Origin of the sequence: Muricoccus vinaceus, from assembly GCF_042433125.1 — a bacterium.
Taxonomy (GTDB): domain Bacteria; phylum Pseudomonadota; class Alphaproteobacteria; order Acetobacterales; family Acetobacteraceae; genus Roseomonas; species Roseomonas vinacea.
Map to the genome: position 1 here is coordinate 26,051 of NZ_JBHLVZ010000120.1, position 18,822 is coordinate 44,872.

General features: G+C 67.1%; 16 protein-coding genes. 9 read left to right on the plus strand and 7 right to left on the minus strand.

All coding sequences use genetic code 11. The annotated features are described in order from the left end of the window. Window positions 1–84: 84 nt before the first annotated feature. Window positions 85–1,218: an acyltransferase family protein gene (locus tag ACFFIC_RS29780; protein WP_377057245.1), complete on the minus strand. Its 1,134-nt coding sequence runs from the start codon at window positions 1,216–1,218 to the stop codon at window positions 85–87. A gap of 466 nt (window positions 1,219–1,684) precedes the next feature. On the opposite strand from ACFFIC_RS29780, the gene ACFFIC_RS29785 reads away from it, so the two are divergent. The 4 genes from ACFFIC_RS29785 (at window position 1,685) to dnaN (ending at window position 5,800) form a co-directional block, all read left to right on the plus strand. Beyond that, window positions 1,685–2,464 carry an enoyl-CoA hydratase gene (locus tag ACFFIC_RS29785; protein WP_377057246.1) on the plus strand — a complete coding sequence of 260 codons (780 nt, stop codon included), beginning with the start codon at window positions 1,685–1,687 and terminating at the stop codon, window positions 2,462–2,464. A gap of 119 nt (window positions 2,465–2,583) precedes the next feature. Then, the gene (gene rpsT / locus ACFFIC_RS29790) at window positions 2,584–2,856 is read left to right on the plus strand and encodes a 30S ribosomal protein S20 (protein ID WP_377057247.1); all 273 of its coding nucleotides are present in this window, start codon (window positions 2,584–2,586) and stop codon (window positions 2,854–2,856) included. A gap of 233 nt (window positions 2,857–3,089) precedes the next feature. Further along, the gene (gene dnaA / locus ACFFIC_RS29795; protein WP_377057248.1) at window positions 3,090–4,562 is read left to right on the plus strand and encodes a chromosomal replication initiator protein DnaA; all 1,473 of its coding nucleotides are present in this window, start codon (window positions 3,090–3,092) and stop codon (window positions 4,560–4,562) included. A 110-nt stretch (window positions 4,563–4,672) separates the two neighbouring features. Continuing rightward, complete coding sequence (dnaN, locus tag ACFFIC_RS29800) at window positions 4,673–5,800, plus strand: DNA polymerase III subunit beta (protein WP_377057249.1); 1,128 nt, start codon at window positions 4,673–4,675, stop codon at window positions 5,798–5,800. Window positions 5,801–5,812: 12 nt separating this feature from the next. Here the strand turns inward: dnaN and ACFFIC_RS29805 are convergent, their stop codons facing one another. Beyond that, entirely contained in the window at window positions 5,813–6,565 is a 753-nt protein-coding gene (locus tag ACFFIC_RS29805) for a hypothetical protein (RefSeq protein ID WP_377057250.1), read from the minus strand. A 221-nt stretch (window positions 6,566–6,786) separates the two neighbouring features. On the opposite strand from ACFFIC_RS29805, the gene recF reads away from it, so the two are divergent. Together recF and gyrB are read left to right on the plus strand one after the other, a co-directional pair. Continuing rightward, window positions 6,787–7,995: a DNA replication/repair protein RecF gene (gene recF / locus ACFFIC_RS29810; protein WP_456306983.1), complete on the plus strand. Its 1,209-nt coding sequence runs from the start codon at window positions 6,787–6,789 to the stop codon at window positions 7,993–7,995. 152 nt (window positions 7,996–8,147) lie between these two features. After that, a complete protein-coding gene (gyrB, locus tag ACFFIC_RS29815) occupies window positions 8,148–10,604 on the plus strand; it encodes a DNA topoisomerase (ATP-hydrolyzing) subunit B (RefSeq protein ID WP_377057252.1) in 2,457 nt (818 codons plus the stop codon). A gap of 218 nt (window positions 10,605–10,822) precedes the next feature. Here gyrB and ACFFIC_RS29820 read toward each other — a convergent pair whose 3' ends face one another. Then, complete coding sequence (locus ACFFIC_RS29820; RefSeq protein WP_377057253.1) at window positions 10,823–11,317, minus strand: hypothetical protein; 495 nt, start codon at window positions 11,315–11,317, stop codon at window positions 10,823–10,825. A 410-nt stretch (window positions 11,318–11,727) separates the two neighbouring features. Between ACFFIC_RS29820 and ACFFIC_RS29825 the strand changes: the two genes are divergently transcribed. Genes ACFFIC_RS29825 through ACFFIC_RS29835 form a run of 3 tightly spaced genes read left to right on the plus strand, consistent with a single transcriptional unit; the run spans window position 11,728 to window position 15,340 of the window. Beyond that, on the plus strand, window positions 11,728–13,053 hold the full coding sequence (locus tag ACFFIC_RS29825) for an ImmA/IrrE family metallo-endopeptidase (RefSeq protein WP_377057254.1): 1,326 nt from the start codon (window positions 11,728–11,730) through the stop codon (window positions 13,051–13,053). Between the two features lie 2 nt (window positions 13,054–13,055). After that, window positions 13,056–14,669, plus strand: a complete 1,614-nt coding sequence (locus ACFFIC_RS29830) for an adenylosuccinate synthetase (protein WP_377057255.1) — start codon at window positions 13,056–13,058, stop codon at window positions 14,667–14,669. Then, window positions 14,666–15,340 carry a DUF7002 family protein gene (locus ACFFIC_RS29835; RefSeq protein ID WP_377057256.1) on the plus strand — a complete coding sequence of 225 codons (675 nt, stop codon included), beginning with the start codon at window positions 14,666–14,668 and terminating at the stop codon, window positions 15,338–15,340. Before ACFFIC_RS29830 ends, ACFFIC_RS29835 begins: the two co-directional genes overlap by 4 nt. A gap of 27 nt (window positions 15,341–15,367) precedes the next feature. Here ACFFIC_RS29835 and ACFFIC_RS29840 read toward each other — a convergent pair whose 3' ends face one another. The 4 genes from ACFFIC_RS29840 to ACFFIC_RS29855 all read right to left on the minus strand — a co-directional run bounded on the left by ACFFIC_RS29840 (window position 15,368) and on the right by ACFFIC_RS29855 (window position 18,665). Next, complete coding sequence (locus ACFFIC_RS29840) at window positions 15,368–16,540, minus strand: HNH endonuclease (RefSeq protein WP_377057257.1); 1,173 nt, start codon at window positions 16,538–16,540, stop codon at window positions 15,368–15,370. 381 nt (window positions 16,541–16,921) lie between these two features. After that, window positions 16,922–17,707, minus strand: a complete 786-nt coding sequence (locus ACFFIC_RS29845) for an ImmA/IrrE family metallo-endopeptidase (RefSeq protein ID WP_377057258.1) — start codon at window positions 17,705–17,707, stop codon at window positions 16,922–16,924. Beyond that, entirely contained in the window at window positions 17,704–18,138 is a 435-nt protein-coding gene (locus ACFFIC_RS29850; protein ID WP_377057259.1) for a hypothetical protein, read from the minus strand. Before ACFFIC_RS29850 ends, ACFFIC_RS29845 begins: the two co-directional genes overlap by 4 nt. Then, complete coding sequence (locus ACFFIC_RS29855; protein ID WP_377057260.1) at window positions 18,135–18,665, minus strand: hypothetical protein; 531 nt, start codon at window positions 18,663–18,665, stop codon at window positions 18,135–18,137. The genes ACFFIC_RS29850 and ACFFIC_RS29855 overlap by 4 nt, the downstream gene beginning before the upstream one ends. Window positions 18,666–18,822 lie beyond the last annotated feature (157 nt).

An 18,822-nucleotide genomic window follows, 5' to 3' on the forward strand; every position in this document is an offset into this window, starting at 1 on the left:
ATGGGGCGCGGGCCCCGGAGGGTCCGGCCAACAACGCGGGGAGGGGGCTTGGTTGCCTCGGTGGCTCGCGGGGGAGTTGCGGGATCAGTGCGCCTTGGAGCCCGTCGCGCCACGGGGCCATGGCAGCCCGATGCCCCGCGACACCACCGGCAGCAGATGTTCCAGCCGGCGCCGCCACCAGCCCTTGCTGCCCTCGGCCGGCCGTCCGAGCAGGGCGATGAGGGGAAAGGTGATGAGCAGGGCCAGCCATCCTTGCGCCGGGGAAAGAAAGGACGCGCAGAGGTAGAGCAGCGGCGGGTGGAACAGGTAGGCGGCGAAGCTCAGGTTGGCGGCCCAGCGGATCGGCCCCGCCAGCTGTTCCAGCGGCAGCGACGCACCGATCCGCCGCATGCCCGCGAAATGGGCGGCCACGGCCAGGCCGAAGATCCAGTCCAGCCAGAATGTCTTGGCCTGGGCCAGCTGGGTGAAGAGCCAGGGACTGGTCGAATGCCGCGCGGCGGCCCATGCCAGGCCATAGATGTCCAGGGTCGTGATGGCCACGACGACCGCCAGGCCGCCGAGGGCCAGAAGGGTGCCGGCCACCCGGCCGATGCGCCTCAGCCCCTGCCAGCGCTGCAGCAGCACGCCCGTTGCCCAGATGGGCAGCAGCAGGAGCGCCTTGAAGCCGGCCAGCAGGGCCGTTGCCGCGAGCGCCAGGAAGCGCGCCGTGCCGCGAGGCAGGAAGGTGAAGGCGGCGAAGAGCACATAATACCAGAACTCGGCGCAGAGCGACCAGATCACCCCGTTCGACAGCGGCTGGATGCTGACCCAGGTCTCGGACAGGAAGGTCAGCGCCGCCCCGATGCGGAGGAAGGGATAATCCGCGTTGATGCGGGCGTAGACGGCGGGGTTGGTGCCGAAATGCCGTCCGATGGCGTCGCAGAGCACGGTGAGCGCGAGGGCGGGCACCAGGACCGACCAGAGCCGCGCCAGCCGTGCCGTCATGAAGCTGGCCAGGGTGGTTTCGCGGGAGTCGGCCGTGTTGCAGATGACGTAGCCCGACAGAACAAAGAACACGACCACCGCCTCATGCCCCAGGCGAGGGAGGAGCGGCATCCGGAACAGGTCCTGGACGTGATCGAGCACCACCACGATGGCCGCGAGGCTCCGCACGAGGTCGAGGTAGAGCGACTCGCTGCCGCTGATCGGGCGCGGGCGGCCGGGCTCCGGGATGGTCATGGGGCTGCCTGGCCTGTTCCCTGCGTCACGGCTGCCGCGCGCCGGGCCAGGAAAGGCTTCCCCGGCGTCCGGCCCATGGGTGGGCCGGTGCGCGCGCCAGAGCGTGCGACGCCCGAACTGGGAACACCAGAATTGGGGACACCGGAATTCGGGACGCCGAAGTTTGGGACGCCGAAGTTTGGGACGCCGGTATGCGGGACGATGTGCGGGCCAGTGTGCGGGTCCTCCCGGATGGGGAACGCAGAAGAGCGGCGGGGTCTGCGGGTTCCATTTCTTTTCTTAGAGCCCGCCACGGTTCTGAGGAGGCCGATCGTTTCGATTTGCTCTCAACAGGGCGTGAGCGGCCCCGGGTGGCGCCGCGGGCCCGGGTGCCGTCCTGCCCGGTGGTTGACCCCGCCCGCCGCCCGCCACAGCCTGCGCCCGAACGCCGCATGCCCCGGGGCCATGCGCGACGAGGGAGGGTTTTATGGCCGGCTTTGGGATGATCAAGGTGGAAACGCGCGGCAAGGTGGGGCTGGTCACGCTTGACCGGCCCGCGGCGCTGAACGCGCTCTGCGACCAGCTGATGACCGAGCTCGGCCAGGCGCTGCGCGACTTCGACGCCGATGCGGCGGTGGGCGCCATCGTGCTGACGGGCAGCGAGAAGGCCTTTGCCGCCGGCGCCGACATCAAGGAGATGAAGGATCGCACCTACCCGGCCGTGCATTTCGAGGACTTCATCGGCAACAAGTGGGAGACAGTGCTTTCCATCAAGAAGCCGGTGATCGCGGCGGTGGCGGGCTTCGCGCTGGGCGGCGGCTGCGAGCTGGCGATGATGTGCGACATCATCATCGCCGCCGGGAACGCGAAGTTCGGCCAGCCCGAGATCCGCCTCGGGATCATCCCGGGCGCCGGCGGCTCGCAGCGGCTGATCCGCGCGGTGGGCAAGTCCAAGGCGATGGACATGATCCTGACCGGGCGGATGATGGACGCGGACGAGGCGGAGCGGTCGAACCTGGTGACCCGCGTGGTGCCGGTGGAGAGCCTGCTGGACGAGGCGGTCAAGATGGGCGAGCAGATCGCGGCCTTCTCCCAGCCCTCCGTCGCCATGGCCAAGGAGGCGGTGAACGCGGCGCACGAGCTTTCCCTGCGGGAAGGCGTGCGGCTGGAGCGGCGGCTGTTCCACAGCCTGTTCGCGACCGAGGACCAGAAGGAGGGGATGTCGGCCTTCGCGGAGAAGCGCAGGCCGGCCTTCCGCAACGCCTGAAGGGGGAGGGCCAGCTCTTCCTTGACTCACCGGGGGGCTGTGGATAGAACGCCCCCCTTCCAGCGGCCGCCCCGGCGGGCCGCATCCCGTGAACATTTCGACTGGTATCCTCAAGGCCCATGGCGAACACCGCATCCGCGCGCAAGCGCATCCGGCAGAACGAGAAGCGCGTCGAGCGCAACCGCGCCCGCCGCTCGCGCGTCCGCACCTTCCTGCGCGCGGTCGAGGAAGCCATCACGGGCGGCGACAAGTCGAAGGCCCAGGAGGCGTTCCGCCTTGCGCAGCCCGAGCTGCAGCGCGCGGCCGACAAGGGCGTGACGCACGACAACACCGTGGCCCGCAAGCTGTCGCGCCTGTCGGCGCGGATCAAGGCGATCGGCGTCGCCGCCTGAGCAAGTAAAGGCGCGGTTTCCTGCGCCTTTCAAAGTCATTCCCGAGTAAAGTCGTGAAGCAAACGCGTCACGGTGCTTGTGCGCCGTGGCGCTTTTTCTTGCGTGGCTTGCGCTCGTCTTTGGCGTGAACGTGTTTGGCGTTTGCGGCAGGGCGGATGGCACGTTACCTTCGTGATGCAGGGTCTGCCCACGCTTCGCCGCGCGGGTGAACAAGGGGGCTTCGGGTGGATCGCATGCCGGATCAGCACGCCAATGCCACGCCTGCCGCCTCCGCCCTTCCGGTGGACGATGCGCGCCTGGACGCGGCCTGGGCCCGGATCCGCGGCCGTCTTCGCGAGGAAGTGGGCGAGGCCGAGTATCGCACTTGGTTGCGCCAGCTGACGCTGGCCGGGGTGGAGGGCGAGGAGGCCGTTGTTCAGGTTCCCACGCGCTTCCTGCGCGACTGGCTGCGCGGGCAGTATGGCGACAGGCTGCGCGCGCTGTGGCAGGCCGAGGCCGTGGGCGTGCGCCGCGTGGACATCCGTGTCGCGCCGCAGGCTGCCCCGCGCGAGGCCACCGGGGCGGTGGACGGCGCCGGGCTGGCCGAGCCGCTGCCCGCCACGCGCCCGCCGGGCGAGGCCGCCCAGACCGGAGCCAGGGCCGAGTCGCCCAAGGTCGAGTCGCGCGGGGACTGGGCCGCGCCGCTCGATCCCCGCTTCACCTTCGACAGCTTCATCGTGGGCAAGCCCAACGAGTTCGCCCATGCCTGCGCCCGCCGCGTGGCGGAGAAGCCGAATTCGCCGGGCTTCAACCCGCTGTTCCTTTATGGTGGCGTGGGGCTGGGCAAGACGCACCTGATGCACGCGATCGCCTGGGCGATCCGCGCCCCGCAGGAGGGCATCGCCGGGCGGTCCGTCGCCTACATGAGCGCCGAGAAGTTCATGTACCGCTTCATCGCGGCGCTGCGCAGCCAATCCACGATGGAGTTCAAGGAAAGCCTGCGCTCGGTCGACGTGCTGATGATCGACGACCTGCAGTTCCTGATCGGCAAGGACAACACGCAGGAGGAGTTCTTCCACACCTTCAATGCGCTGGTGGACCAGGGCAAGCAGATCGTCGTGTCCTCCGACAAGCCGCCCTCGGACCTCGCGGGGCTGGAGGACCGGCTGCGGACGCGGCTGGGCTGCGGCATGGTGGCGGACATCCACGCCACCACCTACGAGCTGCGCATCTCGATCCTGGAAAGCAAGGCGAACACCGCGCAGGTGGACGTGCCCGCGCGGGTGCTGGAGTTCCTGGCGCACAAGATCACCTCCAACGTGCGCGAGCTGGAGGGGGCGCTGAACCGGCTGATCGCGCACGCGAACCTGTTCGGCCGGCCGGTGACGCTGGAATCCTGCCAGGAGGTGCTGCACGACATCCTGCGTGCCCACGACCGCCGCGTGACGATCGAGGAGATCCAGAAGCGGGTGGCCGAGCACTACAACATCCGCCTGACCGACATGTCCTCCGCCCGCCGCGCGCGGAACGTGGCCCGGCCGCGGCAGGTGGCCATGTACCTGTCCAAGCAGCTCACCTCCCGCTCCCTGCCCGAGATCGGCCGGCGCTTCGGCAACCGCGACCACACCACCGTCATGCACGCGGTTTCCCGCGTGGCGGAGCTGATGCAGGGGGATGCCGGCTTCGCCGAGGACGTGGAGCTGCTCCGGCGCATGCTGGAGACCTGAGCCGCCGCCGACCCGGCGGGGGTGCGAGTCTTCACGCCGCGTTTTCGTGATGATACGAGGCTCATCCGGGGGGCCTCGCGCCTTCCAAGGGTGCGGCGGGGGTGGCAGCGATGAAGTTCACGGTGGACCGGGCGGTGCTCCTGAAGGCCCTCGCCCATGTCCAGGGCGTGGTGGAGCGGCGCAACACCATCCCCATCCTGGCCAATGTCCTGATGGATGCCGGCAAGGACGGGCTGCGCCTGACCGCGACCGACATGGAGATCGCCATCGTCGAGGAGGTGGCCGGCGTGGAGGTCGCGCGCGAGGGCCGCTGCACCGCCCCGGCGGCGACCCTGCTGGAAATCGTCCGCAAGCTGCCGGACGGGCAGAAGGTGGAGCTGGACCACCGCGGCGGCGACGCGCCGCTCGCGCTGCGGGCAGGGCGCTACAGCACCGGGCTGATGGTGCTGCCGGTGGAGGACTTCCCCTCCATGACCGAGGGCAAGCTGCCGCACAAGTTCAGCGTCGCCGCGGGGATGCTGCGCGACCTCGTGGACCGCACGAAGTTCGCGATCTCCACGGAGGAGACGCGCTACTACCTCAACGGCATCTATCTGCACGCGGCCGAGGTGGACGGGGCGAAGGTGCTGCGCGCCGTCGCCACCGATGGCCACCGCCTGGCCCGCGTGGAGGAGCCGCTGCCCGAGGGCGCCGCCGGGATGCCCGGCGTGATCGTGCCCCGCAAGACCATCAACGAACTGCGCAAGCTGGCCGAGGAGACAACCGAGGAGATCGAGTTCCGCCTGTCCGACACCAAGCTCCAGGTGAAGCTCGGCACGGTGACGCTGACCAGCAAGCTGATCGACGGCACCTTCCCGGACTACGAGCGGGTGATCCCCAAGGGCAACGACCGCGTGCTCTCCGTGGACAAGACCGCCTTCGCCGCCGCGGTGGACCGGGTGGCCGCCATCAGCAGCGAGCGCTCGCGCCCCGTGAAGCTTTCGCTGGAAAAGAACCACCTGCTGCTCACCGCCGCCTCCCCCGAGCAGGGGCAGGCGCAGGAGGAGCTGGACGGCGACACCGTGACCTATGACGCCGCCCCGCTCGAGATCGGCTTCCAGGCGCGCTACCTGAAGGACATCACGGACCAGGTGGACGGGCAGGTGGAGTTCCGTTTCGCAGACGGCTCGGCCCCCACCATCGTGCAGGACGCCTCCAAGCCCGAGGCACTCTACGTCCTCATGCCGATGCGGGTTTAGCTCGTCCCGCCACTACTCGATCGTTTCCAGCTGGTCGATGGGGATGTAGCCGTTGGCCGCGGGGCTGGCGATCTCCGCCCATTGCCGGCCATTGGCGACCAGTTGCCGGAGGATGGCGACCCGTGCGCCCCTGGAGATCGCCTGCTCGGTCGCGCGGGAGGCATAGGGCGCGGTCAGCACCACCCCGTTCTCCAGGACCACGGCCGGGCGGCTGCCGGGCGGCGGGCGCCAGCCCTGGGCGCCCGTGTCCTCCGCGCTGGACAGGGGCGTTTCCACCGTCGGGCGACCCGACGCCGGCGGTGGGCGGAGGGCGGCGGGATGGGGGCGTGTCAGCAGCCAGATGGCCGGGACGATGGTCACAAGGGCAAAGAGCACCAGTTGATGCCGGAGCCTCCTGCGGATGCGCGTCGGGTCGCGCGGCGCCCGGATGGGCTCGGCGAAGCCGGGCGCCCGCACGGCGTCCAGCGCCAGCCGCCCGGCCTCCGGGCCCAGCTGCTCCATCAGCGCGGCCCGGAGGGAGGCGACCTCCTGGTGCAGGCCCAGCACCTCGTTCCGCAGCGCCGCGTTCTCCTGCCGGAGGTCGGTTCCATCGCTCGCGGAGGACCCGGCCTGCAGCCATTCGGCATAGTCGTTGAAGTTCAGGTTGTGGCGGTCCAGCAACTGGATGATGCGCTCACGCGCCGCCTCGGCCTCGCCCTCGTGGTCGGAGCCCAGGCGCCGCGTCAGGTGGCCGAGAAGTTCGGTTTCCCTGTCCGTGAGACTCATGGCCGGGCATCCACCCGGACCGGGCTTGAGTGGCCGGTGCGGGGTGCCATCTGCGGTAGCATCGGTTCGGGATACATCCTCATTGGGCCAGCTTCTGCTTCGCGACCGGGACGACGTGGTGATCGCCCGTCGCCGCGGAACCCTGCCAGCGGCGCTTGCGGACAACGCCGCGCGGCGGCAGGAGGTCGGGGGCCGATACCAGGGGTTCGGCGGATTGCGGGATGGAGTTGCGCCCGCGTGACGCGCCCCGGCGGCCTCCCGTCCGCGTGACCCCTTCCCTTCGTCTGACGCGCCTGCAGCTGCAGGATTTCCGCAACCATGCGCGCGCCACCCTCCGCTTCACGGCCGGGATCGTGGTCATCGCCGGGGAGAACGGTTCGGGCAAGACCAATCTGCTGGAGGCGGTCAGCCTGCTTGGTCCCGGGCGGGGCCTGCGCGGGGCGAAGATCGCCGAGCTTGGGCGCCGCGTGGGGGAGGAGGCGCTGCCCTGGGCCGTGTCGGGTCGCTTCGAGGGGCCGGAGGGCTCCTTCGACCTCGGCACGGGCACGGTGCATGACGGGCCGCCGGACAAGCGCACCTTCCGCCTCGACGGTGCCCCCGTGCGGTCCCAGGCGGAGCTGGGGCGGCTGGTGGCGGCCGTCTGGCTGACGCCGCAGATGGACCGGCTGTTCCAGGAGGCCGCCTCGGGCCGCCGGCGCTTCCTGGACCGGCTGGTCTGGGCGCTGGACCCCAACCACGCGCGGGAGGTTTCGGCCTACGAGAACGCCATGACCCAGCGCAACCGCCTGCTGGCCGAGGGGCGGGCCGAGGGGCGAAACAGCGGGCGCGCGGAGCCGCGCTGGCTGGACGGACTGGAGGATGCCATGGCGCGCCACGGCGTGGCCCTGACGGCCGCCCGGCGGTCCCTGGTGGCCCGGCTGAACGGCGCCCTGGCGGAGGGGCTGGCCGGCGCCTTCCCGGCAGCCCTCTGCGCGCTGGAATGCGAAACCGCGGCGGCGCTGGAGCACGGATCCGCGCTCGCGGTGGAGGACGGGCTGCGCGCGACCCTGGCGGCGCGGCGCGGGCGGGATGCTGCCGCGGGCATGGCGCTGTCCGGGCCGCACCGCTGCGACCTCCGGCTGTCGCACCTGCCCAAGGGTGTGCCGGCGGAGCTGTGCTCCACCGGGGAGCAGAAGGCGCTGCTGATCTCCACCGTGCTGGCGCATTCGGCGCTGATCGCGGCCACCCGGGGCTTCGCGCCGCTGCTGCTGCTGGACGAGATCGCGGCGCATCTGGACGCGGTGCGGCGGGAGGCGCTGTTCGCGGCGCTGGCGGCCCTGCCGGCGCAGAGCTTCCTGACGGGGACCGAACCGGGGGTTTTCGCCTCCCTCCGGAGCGTGGCGGAGGGGTTCTTGATCGATGCGGAAGGGATCACCCCGGAGGAGGCATGAGGCGGCGGCGGCGGCTCCGGTCCTTTGCCTTGAAAGTCCTTGGGAAATCCTCCTTCGCCCTGGCTTCACGCGCGCGTAATCCTTATATACTCGGAACACGATTCCGCATGGCCGCGCCCTGACCTGCCTGGCCCGAGAGGTTCCCAGCCCGCATGACCGAGTCCACCCGCGCCGCCCATAAGGCCGAGGTCGCCGCTGCCGGCGCCGATGGGGCCTATGACAGCGCCTCCATCACCGTGCTGCGCGGCCTGGAGGCCGTCCGCAAGCGCCCGGGTATGTATATCGGCGACACCGACGACGGCTCGGGCCTGCACCACATGGCCTTCGAGATCATCGACAACGCCGTGGACGAGGCCCAGGCCGGATACGCCACCACCTGCACCGCCGTGCTGAACGGCGACGGCAGCGTGACCGTGACCGACGACGGGCGCGGCATCCCCACCGACATCCATGCCGAGGAGGGCGTTTCCGCCGCCGAGGTGGTGCTGACGCGGCTGCATGCGGGCGGCAAGTTCAACCAGAACTCCTACAAGGTCTCGGGCGGCCTGCACGGCGTGGGTGCCGCGGTGGTCAATGCGCTGTCCGAGTGGATGGAGGTGCGCATCTGGCGCAACGGGCAGGAGCACTTCATCCGCTTCGAGTACGGCGAGACGGTGCAGCCGCTGATCGTGGTGGGGCCGAGCGACCATCCCACGGGCACGCAGGTGACGTTCAAGCCCTCGGCCGAGACCTTCACCAAGACCGAGTTCGAGTTCGCCATCCTCGAGAAGCGCCTGCGCGAGCTGGCCTTCCTCAATTCCGGCCTGCGCATCCACCTGCGCGACGAGCGGCACACGCCCGTGCAGGAGGTGGACTTCTTCTTCGAGGGTGGGCTCGTCGCCTTCGTGGAGTGGATGGACGCCGCCGAGGACCCGCTGTTCAAGCCGCCCGTTTCCTTCGCCAGCAAGGAGACCGACGGCATCCGCGTGGAGATGGCGATGTGGTGGAACCGCTCGCCCCGAGAGCGGACGCTGTGCTTCACCAACAACATCCCCCAGCGCGACGGCGGCACGCACCAGGCGGGCTTCCGCCAGGCGATGACGCGCGTGGTGACGAAGTACGCGGCCGAGATGGCCAAGAAGGAGAAGGTCGAGTTGTCCGGCGAGGACATGCGCGAGGGCCTGACCTGCGTGCTGTCGGTGAAGGTGCCGGACCCGAAGTTCTCCTCGCAGACCAAGGACAAGCTGGTTTCCTCCGAGGTGCAGCCGGTGGTGCATGTGGCCGTGGCCGATGCGCTGAGCCACTGGTTCGAGACGCACCCCAAGGAAGCCAAGCTGGTGCTGGAGCAGGTGGTGCTCTCGGCCGTCGCGCGGCGTGCGGCGCAGATGGCGCGCGAGAAGGTGGGGCGGAAGAACCCGCTCGACATCTCGACGCTGCCGGGCAAGCTGGCGGACTGCCAGGAGAAGGACCCGGCCAAGTCCGAGCTGTTCCTGGTCGAGGGTGACAGCGCCGGTGGCTCCGCCAAGCAGGGCCGCAACCGCGCGAACCAGGCGATCCTGCCGCTGAAGGGCAAGATCCTGAACGTCGAGCGCGCGCGGATGGACAAGATGCTGTCCTCGGCCGAGGTGGGCACGCTGATCACGGCGCTGGGTGCCGGCATTGGCGCGCGCGATCCGGACCGGCCGAACATGCCGTTCTTCGATCCGGACAAGCTGCGCTACCACCGCATCGTCATCATGACCGACGCGGACGTGGACGGTTCGCATATCCGGACGCTGCTGCTGACCTTCTTCTTCCGGCAGATGCCGGAGCTGATCGAGCGCGGCTATCTCTACATCGCTCAGCCGCCGCTCTATCGCGCCAAGCGCGGCAACGAGGAGCGCTACCTCAAGGACGACCGCGCGCTGGAGGAATACCTGCTGGAGAAGGCGCTTCAGGGCGCCCGGGTTTCCTATGCGGACGGGCGCGAGATTGTGGGCGAGGAACTGCGGGCGGCGGTGGACCTGATGCGCGCCGCATCCCGCCGCATCCGGCGCCTGTCCAACAGCGTGCCGGCGGAGATCGTGGAGCAGGCTGCGGTGGCCGGCGCCCTCGGCACCGAGCCGCGCGCGGACGCGGCCCAGCGCCTGATCGCCCGGCTGAACGAGCTGGCGGCCGTCAGCGAGCGCAGCTGGAAGGCGACCCTGGACGAGGAAGGGCTGCGCGTCTTCCGCCAGGTGCGCGGCGTGACGGAAAGCCACCACCTTGATCCCGTGGCACTGCGCTCGGCCGAAGGGCGCTGGCTGGAGGAGCGGCGCGACCGTCTGGCCGCTGATTTCGACGGGCCGGTGGTGCTGCAGTTCGAGGCGCAGCGGCACGAGGCGCGAGGCCCCATGGCAGCGCTGGACCGTGTCCTCGGCCAGGGGCGCCGCGGGCTGGCGGTGCAGCGCTTCAAGGGACTGGGCGAGATGAATCCCGACCAGCTCTGGAAGACCACGCTGGACCCGGAGGCCCGCACGCTGCTGCAGGTGGCGGTGGAGGACGCGGACGATGCCGGACGCGTCTTCTCCACGCTGATGGGCGACGTGGTGGAGCCCCGGCGTGACTTCATCGTAGGCAACGCGCTGAAGGTAGCGAATCTCGACGTGTGAGGTGTTTTTGTGAGGTGCCAGTGAACATGTCTCTGTGCCACGACCTGTCACTGGCCCCATTTCGGGCATCCCTTTAAAAACCTTAGACTTCCTTATCTCAAAGACCTGACGTCATCCCCCCGGCGAGGGAAGTCCGCAACCTCCCTCGCCGGTGACAACTTCAGTGACACGACCTCTTCCAAGGACTCGTAGACCTCACCCGTCGTGCCCGTGATGCCTCACCGGCCCTGCCCTGGAAGTCTGCTCGGGGAAGGATCACCCATGACCTCGCGCTCGACGTCCATGCGATTGGCGGGATCCAGCTTGTGCAGGAAGTCCGCACACTCGCGGGCCTCCTCCCCCAGACCACGAAGGCGCAACGTCCGCCCGTAAGCTGACACGACCGCCATGAAGAGGCGGGTATTGGGGTCGTCGTACCAGCGAACGGGAGCCTCGCCAGAGAGCTCGGGTGACCATAGGCGAAGCCCGATCCGGACGGCGTCGCGGAGCATGACCTCGGTTTCAACGTTCGTGGGAGCCGCCTCCGCGACGAGCATGCGGCCAAGAAGTGTGTCAGGGTTCATCGTCAAGAGGTGACGTCCAAACCGCAGCTTGGCCACTGGGTCATGGCGGGCGGCTGCCATCGCTTGGCGTTCGTCATCGGAGAGCTGGCGCAGTGGGTGCCGTTCGTTGTGGACGGCGTCCAGGGTGAGGGGTGGATCGAACGGAAGCATGGGGGCGGAACTCATGTCGGGTGCCCGATCAGGGTGGGACCAACCTCTGCAAGGAAGACGTCCTGGGATCGAACGGCGGCCTGCTACCGCTTCGACGAGCTACCGCTTCACGACGACGGCTCCGTTGCCAGGGGTCACTGCAGGCGGTCCTAGACAATGAGAAGCAGGAGGTCCCCATGCGCTTGTGGCATCCCTGGCACCGTAGCGTCGTCCCCTGACGGGTAGAGCCGCCAGACGGAGACGGTCCTGCTCGCAAGGGGCAGGAGATCAGCAGTACATTTAGGTCCGGATGGTGTGCTCCTCTTGCCACCTCGCCTATCCGGCCATCCGCCATGCTAGACTCCCGCTCCGAACAGGATTCGCCCTTAGGTAGTGGGCTCCTGGGCGGCGAATTGGGGCGGGGGATGCGCATGGCGAGTATCGACTGGACGAATGCGTCGGTCCTGCGCTTTGCGGGCGATCGGGATCCTGTCGAGGCCATCGAAGAGGCGGCTCGCGAGGGGGTGCTTGCCGCGCTGGACGCGGGCTGGAAGGGCCCTCCCTTCAATCCCATCGCGCTCGCAGACATCCGCGGTATCCCGGTGGAGGCCAACGCCGATGTCCGGGATGCTCGGACTGTCGCGGCCGGTGGCCACATCCGGATTCAATTTAATCCCACCCAGCCGCGCGAGCGGGTGCGCTTCTCGATTGCTCATGAGGTCGCCCACACCCTCTTTGAGGACGTAGGGGAGGCCGTCCGCCACCGGGGTGGAGACCACTCGCCCGACGACTGGCAGCTAGAGATGCTGTGCAACATCGCCGCGGCAGAGTTCGTCATGCCGGTCGGTAGCCTCGGCACGATCGACAGCGTCCGACCAATCGAGGAACTCATGACGGACCGTCGCCGGTTCGACGTGTCGGCCGAGGCGTACCTGCTCCGTGTCGGGAAGGTCGCGGTCGAACCCCTCCTCGTGGTGTTTGCATCGGCTGGCGACGCCTCCCCGCGCTATCGCGTCGACTATGCTGTCCCGTCGCGCGGCTGGTCCGCGCGGGTGAACACGATCTCGCCGCCGGACGACACCATCCTCCGGGACTGCACGGCGGTCGGTTTCACCGTCCGTGGGGAGGAGACCTGGCCTGGTCTGGGCCGGGTGAGCGTCGAGTGCGTCGGCCTGCCAGGTTATCCTGGCCGACTCCTCCCTCGGGTCGCCTGCCTCGTGCGACGGATTGATGGGATGACGGTACCGCGGGAGGGTATCGTCTACCTTCAGGGTGACGTCCTCCGCCCCCGTGGCGCAGGGCGGCGCATGGTTCTGATGATGGTTAACGACGCCGCCCGTCGGTGGGGTGGTGGCCTGGCCCGTGGTGCCGCGAGGCGGTTCCCTCGGGCGCAGGACGAATTCTCAGCCTGGATCACGGGAACGCCCAAGAGGGAGCGGCTTGGGCAGACCTGTTTTAGCGACGTGGGCGACGGGATCACCCTGGTCAGCCTCGTAGCACAGGAAGGCTTTGGAGCGTCAGATACGCCCCGCGTCCGCTACTCTGCCCTTTCCCGTGCGCTCACCCATGTCGCGGAGGAGGCGATGCGGCAGGATGCCTCCGTGCACATGCCCCGGCTGGCCGCAGGCGGTGCGGGCGGCAGTTGGGACGTGGTCGAGGGACTCGTGACCGACCTCCTCGTCGCTCGAGGCATCGCGACGACGGTGTATGACCTTCCGCCGAGGCGGCTCGTACCGGAGGGCGATCTCTTCGCCTGACGATGCCCCGGTCCGGAAATCCCCGCATCATCCTGCTCTCTGGGCCGATTGGCTCTGGGAAGTCCCGGCTCGCAGCTGGCTTGGTGGGACGCCATGGCGCAAGGATGCTTCGCACCCGTGACCTGATTCGGGCAGCAAGGCCTGGAGTGCCGGAGGAGAGGATGGCTTTGCAGAGGGCAGGTGCTGCCCTCGACCGGACAGATGGCGGCGAGTGGGTGAAGACAGCTCTTGCCCGGCTCCTCGACCAAATGAGCGGGGAAGCGGACCCGCCGATACTTGTTGTGGTCGACGCCGTGAGGATCGAAGGTCAGGTTGCCGCCGTCCGGAGCGCCTTCGGAACACTGGTCCACCACATCCATCTCACGGCGGGCGAGGCCGCCCTGGCGGATCGCTATGCCTTGCGCAAGGCGGCCGGTGACGAAGGGGTGGCCTTCGAGGCAGCTCGCCGTCAACGCACCGAAAAGGGCGTGGAGAAGCTGGCCGCTCTCGCGGATGTTGTCATCGAGACGGATCGATCAAACGAGGACGCGGTCCTGACCCGCGCGACGGCCCTCCTCGGGCTTTACCCGAGATCCGTCACCCCGCTGGTGGACGTGCTCGTCGGCGGACAGTACGGCAGCGAGGGCAAGGGAAACGTCGTTGGTCACATCGCGCCCGAGTACGACCTCCTCGTGCGGGTCGGCGGCCCCAATGCGGGCCACAAAGTCTTCGGCGACCCTGTCCAGGTTTACTACCACCTGCCCTCCGGCTCCCGCCGGGCGCCGCACGCCAGGCTCCTCCTCGGTGCTGGCGCCGTCCTCCGGGTTCCGAAGCTGCTGAAGGAGCTGGGCGAGCACGGGATCGAGGCCAGCCGCCTCTCGATCGATCCCCAGGCCATGATCATCGAGGACGACGACATCGCCAGAGAGGAGCAACTCGCGAAGGGCATCTCCTCGACGCAGCAGGGCGTCGGCTCGGCAAGCGCCAACAAGATCATGGGCAGGGCAGGCATGAACATCCGGCTCGCCCGCGACGTTCCGGAGTTGAGGCCCTACCTCAGGGAGGCGCAGGAGGTTCTGGAGGTCGCCTATCTCCGAGGCTATCGCATCATGCTGGAGGGGACACAGGGCACGACGCTGAGCATGCATCACGGGCCTTACCCGTTCGTGACGTCGCGCGACACGACAGCCTCGGGGTGCCTCGCGGACGCCGGGATTTCGCCCATGCGTGTCCGGCGTGTCATTATGGTCTGCCGCACCTACCCTATCAGGGTGGGCGGCCCCTCCGGCCCAATGGAGGGCGAGCTCTCCTACGAGGAGCTCGCGGCGCGGTCGGGCATCCCGATCGACGAGCTCCGCACGACGGAGACAACGACAACGACCAAGCGGCAGAGGCGTATCGCGGAATTCGATTGGGTACAGCTCCGACGCTCTGCCCTCTTGAACGGGCCAACAGACATCGCACTCACCTTTACCGACTACCTGGGAGTCGGGAACCGCGGGGCTTACAGGGTCGACCAGCTGAACCAGACAACCCTGAGGTTCATCGAGGAGGTAGAGCGCGTCAGCGGCGTACCTGTCTCGATGGTCTCGACGAACTTCGGCTGGCGCAACGTGATCGATCGGCGGACCTGGTGAAGAAAGAAGAACTCGAGGAACTCCTCCGCGACTGTCCGGTGCTCTACCACATGGCAGAACTTGGGAGCTGGCCTTCAATCCAGCGTCACGGTCTACTCAGCACGTCGGCGCTGCTGGATTTGTTCGCAGTGTCGGGGAGCAGGCGGACCGCCATCGAGGCGAGGCGTCGGCCCGAGAACGTTGCCGTCGAGCACCCCAAGTTGGGAAGGGCTGTTATCCGTGACCAGAAGCCCATGGACGATGCCGGGCTCCTGCGGTGCCTTCAAGACGGCCTCACGCCCGAGGACTGGTACAAGCTTCTGAATGATAGAGTCTTCATGTGGCTGACGCGTGACCGCCTGCACCGGCTGCTGACGGCACGCCCTTACCGCACCCTCGAGCACGATGTTCTGGAACTCGACGCAGCCCCTCTCGTCGCCGCCCATTGGGCGCAGATAACTCTGAGCCCGATCAACAGCGGAGCGACAAAGCCGTTCCCGCGGGATCGGGGCAAGGACACCTTCCTGAGTATCGCGGACTATCCCTACGCCCACTGGCGCGGGAAGAGGAAGGCAGGCGAGCGTGCTGTCGAACTCGCCGTCACCGGTGGCATACCGGATGTCGGACCGTTCGTCCGGCGGGTGATCAGGATGCGCGGGGAAGAGATCGTGACCGTCCTGTATTCCCGGTAGCCGTTGCGTCTCCCGACACGGAGTTAGCTAGCAGGCGGGCAATGTCGTCGGGTCTCCAAGCTTGCTGAACAGGTCTGACAACTTCTGGTTCAGAAGATTGCCGGTCCGGTGCGCCACGTAGTCAGGCAGGGAAAGCGGGCCGACCGCCTCCTGGGCAGCTGGGACCGTGATCCATACGACGCCGTCGTCATAAGAACTATTTAGGCATGAGAGGAGCGCGGGTTCGTCACACACCTGGATGACCATCACTTTGCCGGAAGGGGAGATCACGGTCAGCGCCAGCTTCTCTCCGACATCTTTGAGCATGAGCACCCAGCCGCCTGGCCATGTTAGCATGTCTTCCACACCGCCGAGGCCCTTCCCATGTAGATACGCGGAGCCATGCACCTCCAGGTCGCGGCGCCTCTCGGCATTGGCTTCACGGAACCCACGCCGGAGAACTTTGGCGTAGTCGATTTCTAGGAACCGATCGCCGAAAAGGTTATAGCCTACAGCCAAGCCCAGCTTCGCCAGCATTCTGGTGCCGAGATCCAGTCTTCCGACATAACGGGCGTTCACTCCCCTGCCGCTCTTGGCAGCTTCGTCAAAAGCGTCGACCGTCCTCATATCGTCGGCTTGAACCGCGTTGTTCCTATCAGGGTTTTTAAAAGGCCACTGCGCAGGGATTTCCATGTTGACCACGAAGCGCTCGGCACGGTCGAAGTGTCTCTGGAACGAGGCTAGGCTCACGAGAATCCAGAACTCGTTTTCAGACGTTAGGCTCATGTATGCACGGCCCGCCCTGGACTTCTTCGCGCGGGGATCGCCGCCTGCATAGGTAGCCCACTGCGCCTCGCCACTATCGGGCCGAATATGAAGTATGTTCGCGCCGCACGGCCCAGCCCAGTACTCGGCAACGTGTCCAACAGGGACAGGAAGCTTCGCTACCTGACCAATGAAGTTCAAGGGGATGGGCGAAGGCTTGCCCTTTCCAGCGAGGTACTCCAGCGCACACCAGGAGGCCTCGGCCTTGACCATCCAGCTCCGAATAAAGTCCGCATCTACGAAGACACCCGAAAGGCTGTTGCAGGTCTGGCAAACGGCATCGGTGCGCCAGATGTCGCGGGGTAGGAAGTCACCACCCAGTGCGTTTGGCCAGATATGTTCATCAGAAAACGACTCTGCTGTCTTCTCCTGGTTGCAGTAGATGCAGTGCTTCATGCACTGTGGATATCAGAAAGTTAGGATGCCTGCCATCCAGCTCCATGCCTCTGTACCTGCTAGCATTCCTAACTATGGCCGGACGGGCGCGATGTCTGATTGATGATCAGCAACCGGTAGTGATCTCCGCGACGACGGCCTCAGTCGTCGGATCCGTGGCGGCTTTCCTAAACGAGGGAACGACATTTTGCACACTCGCCCTCCCAGCCCTGGCTGACCTGGTGTGCCAAGTTGCGAGGCACCAGCATCGCCGCCGCGGTTGCCCTCACAAGGATCGTCGGCTCCGTTGGATTGGTCGTTGATGGCGCTCGACTTGGTGGGTGTGATGATACGGCTATCTCTTAGGCGCACGAGCTCGCACAACGGCGACGGGAGTCGTGCCTAGCGCCGGTATGAGTGTTCCCGCTCCTCAAGCATGTCGTCAGCAATGAGGTTCAGGATGGTAAGTATCTCACCATTAGCCGTCCTGAAGGACTCCTCCTCGACCTCGAAATCGTCTGCACCACGAAGGTCGAACCAAGCGTCGGCCCCGATCTTGCGCGGCATGTTCTGATCCTTGCCGTTCTTGACCTCAATGGCGTAGCCTTCAGGGTCCAGGGTATCACAGGGAAACCACCGTTCAGGAACGCCGGGAGAACGCACAAACCACCTCCGGCCTAGCGGGCCATGGCAGACCAGCATGGACGGGACGTGACCAGTTTCGACGAGCCGAATGGCGGTTGCCGTCATGCTCGCATCAAACGTTTCAGCCACGGACTTCACCGCCCGGATCGTCAATTTGGGAAAGGTGCGCGCCAACGGATTCAACAAGTATCCTGGCAGGAGGAGGTTAGACGCAAACCGATTTGCCGTCTGCTCCGAGCCCAGGGCGCCTGGGCATTGCCTGAGGTCCTTTGATTGGCAGAAGAGCACCTTCCCATGGTGGTGGTGCCAATGCCCGAGTTCGTGCGCGATCGAGAAGCGTTGACGTCGAGGAGGGCTCCGAGGATCGACCGTGATGATCGCGTTCTTGCCCATGCCGACGATCCTAGCCTCGCACCCATCGAGCTCTCGATACTTGATCCGGAATACACCCATGTCGAAGGCGATTGCCTCAAGGTCGATGTCACTCGGAGCGGTTACCCCGAGCGATCGCAGGATCCCTTCCGCCGGGCTCTGGCGGATCACACTTCGGGATCCCTGGACTTCCCTTGAAGAGCTTCGAGCTCCGCGATGTCCTCGTCGATCCCGTCCTGGTCCCGAGCTGACTGGTCGCCACCGTTCCGCGCTGCGAGCGTGAGTTCCCGGTTTGCGTCGATGTCGTTGGCGGCGTGCAATGGGCCCGCGCCAGGCACCCCCGCTCTGAAGGCTTTTGGTGGCGGCGCCGCCTCGCGCGCCGCAGCGGCTGCGGCGCGTGCGGCTGCCATCCGCGCCTTGCCAACCACTAGTTCCGCGGCTTCCACAAGTTGGAGCATCTCGGCCTGGTTGGCCGCCGGATCGATGCCGTCCTCCTCTGCCTCGGCAAGGATGTCTTCGTCGGATGCCGCCAGGATATCCTCGATGAGGGCCTCCTCTAGCCGACGGAGTTCTTCCTCTTCTTTCGATGGCCGATCGCTCACGACACTGGCCTTCCGGGATTGAGCTTTAGCATTCGTCGACGGATCAACCTATTCTTGCTCTGAAAATCGGTGATCTCAAGACCAACGAGTTCCCGCAACTCCTCGCCTTCTATGCCGTCGATCTTGCCCTCTACCATCAGCGCGGCGGCTGGGTCGTCATGAAAGAGCGCGAGGATTGCCGCCTTGGTCTCGGTGGCGGCTTCCTGCTCGAGGAGCACCTGCTCGGCATTGGGCCTTAGGTCGGGAGGGTCAAATGCCAAGCCGCCCACCTTGTCATGGAGTGAAAGCGGGGCCCGCACCCCGCTTCCTGCCTCGCGGGCCCGCCTCAGCTTTTGCACTTCCTCGCCAGCCACGCTCTTCATCACTCCGGCGAAGAAGGCAAAGAACGGGATATTGACGGGCCAGGGCCGGGTGTCCCCGAGCACGCGGGCGCAGGTCTCCTGGATAAGGTCGTTCACTGTCGTTGCCTTGCTGCGCGTCAGGACGGCGGCAATGCGGCGCAGCCGGATCCACTCCGTCTGGCTCATCCCCTTTAGCGCTGCCCTAACGTCTTCCCTGGGCTGATGGACTGCTGAACCTGCCGCCACAGACATATTCTGGCTGCCATCCCCCTGCCTTCTGATGGGTAGCGTCCGCGGAGGTGGTGGAAAATCCGGCACGGTCCGGTGTGTAGGGCTTGGGTGG

Excerpts from the sequence above, each read along its gene's own strand:
- ACFFIC_RS29780 (WP_377057245.1), bottom strand. The coding sequence starts at position 1,218 with ATGACCATCCCGGAGCCCGGCCGCCCGCGCCCGATCAGCGGCAGCGAG.
- ACFFIC_RS29785 (WP_377057246.1), top strand. The coding sequence starts at position 1,685 with ATGGCCGGCTTTGGGATGATCAAGGTGGAAACGCGCGGCAAGGTGGGG.
- rpsT (WP_377057247.1), top strand. The coding sequence starts at position 2,584 with ATGGCGAACACCGCATCCGCGCGCAAGCGCATCCGGCAGAACGAGAAG.
- dnaA (WP_377057248.1), top strand. The coding sequence starts at position 3,090 with ATGCCGGATCAGCACGCCAATGCCACGCCTGCCGCCTCCGCCCTTCCG.
- dnaN (WP_377057249.1), top strand. The coding sequence starts at position 4,673 with ATGAAGTTCACGGTGGACCGGGCGGTGCTCCTGAAGGCCCTCGCCCAT.
- ACFFIC_RS29805 (WP_377057250.1), bottom strand. The coding sequence starts at position 6,565 with ATGAGTCTCACGGACAGGGAAACCGAACTTCTCGGCCACCTGACGCGG.
- recF (WP_456306983.1), top strand. The coding sequence starts at position 6,787 with ATGGAGTTGCGCCCGCGTGACGCGCCCCGGCGGCCTCCCGTCCGCGTG.
- gyrB (WP_377057252.1), top strand. The coding sequence starts at position 8,148 with ATGACCGAGTCCACCCGCGCCGCCCATAAGGCCGAGGTCGCCGCTGCC.
- ACFFIC_RS29820 (WP_377057253.1), bottom strand. The coding sequence starts at position 11,317 with ATGCTTCCGTTCGATCCACCCCTCACCCTGGACGCCGTCCACAACGAA.
- ACFFIC_RS29825 (WP_377057254.1), top strand. The coding sequence starts at position 11,728 with ATGGCGAGTATCGACTGGACGAATGCGTCGGTCCTGCGCTTTGCGGGC.
- ACFFIC_RS29830 (WP_377057255.1), top strand. The coding sequence starts at position 13,056 with ATGCCCCGGTCCGGAAATCCCCGCATCATCCTGCTCTCTGGGCCGATT.
- ACFFIC_RS29840 (WP_377057257.1), bottom strand. The coding sequence starts at position 16,540 with ATGAAGCACTGCATCTACTGCAACCAGGAGAAGACAGCAGAGTCGTTT.
- ACFFIC_RS29855 (WP_377057260.1), bottom strand. The coding sequence starts at position 18,665 with ATGAGCCAGACGGAGTGGATCCGGCTGCGCCGCATTGCCGCCGTCCTG.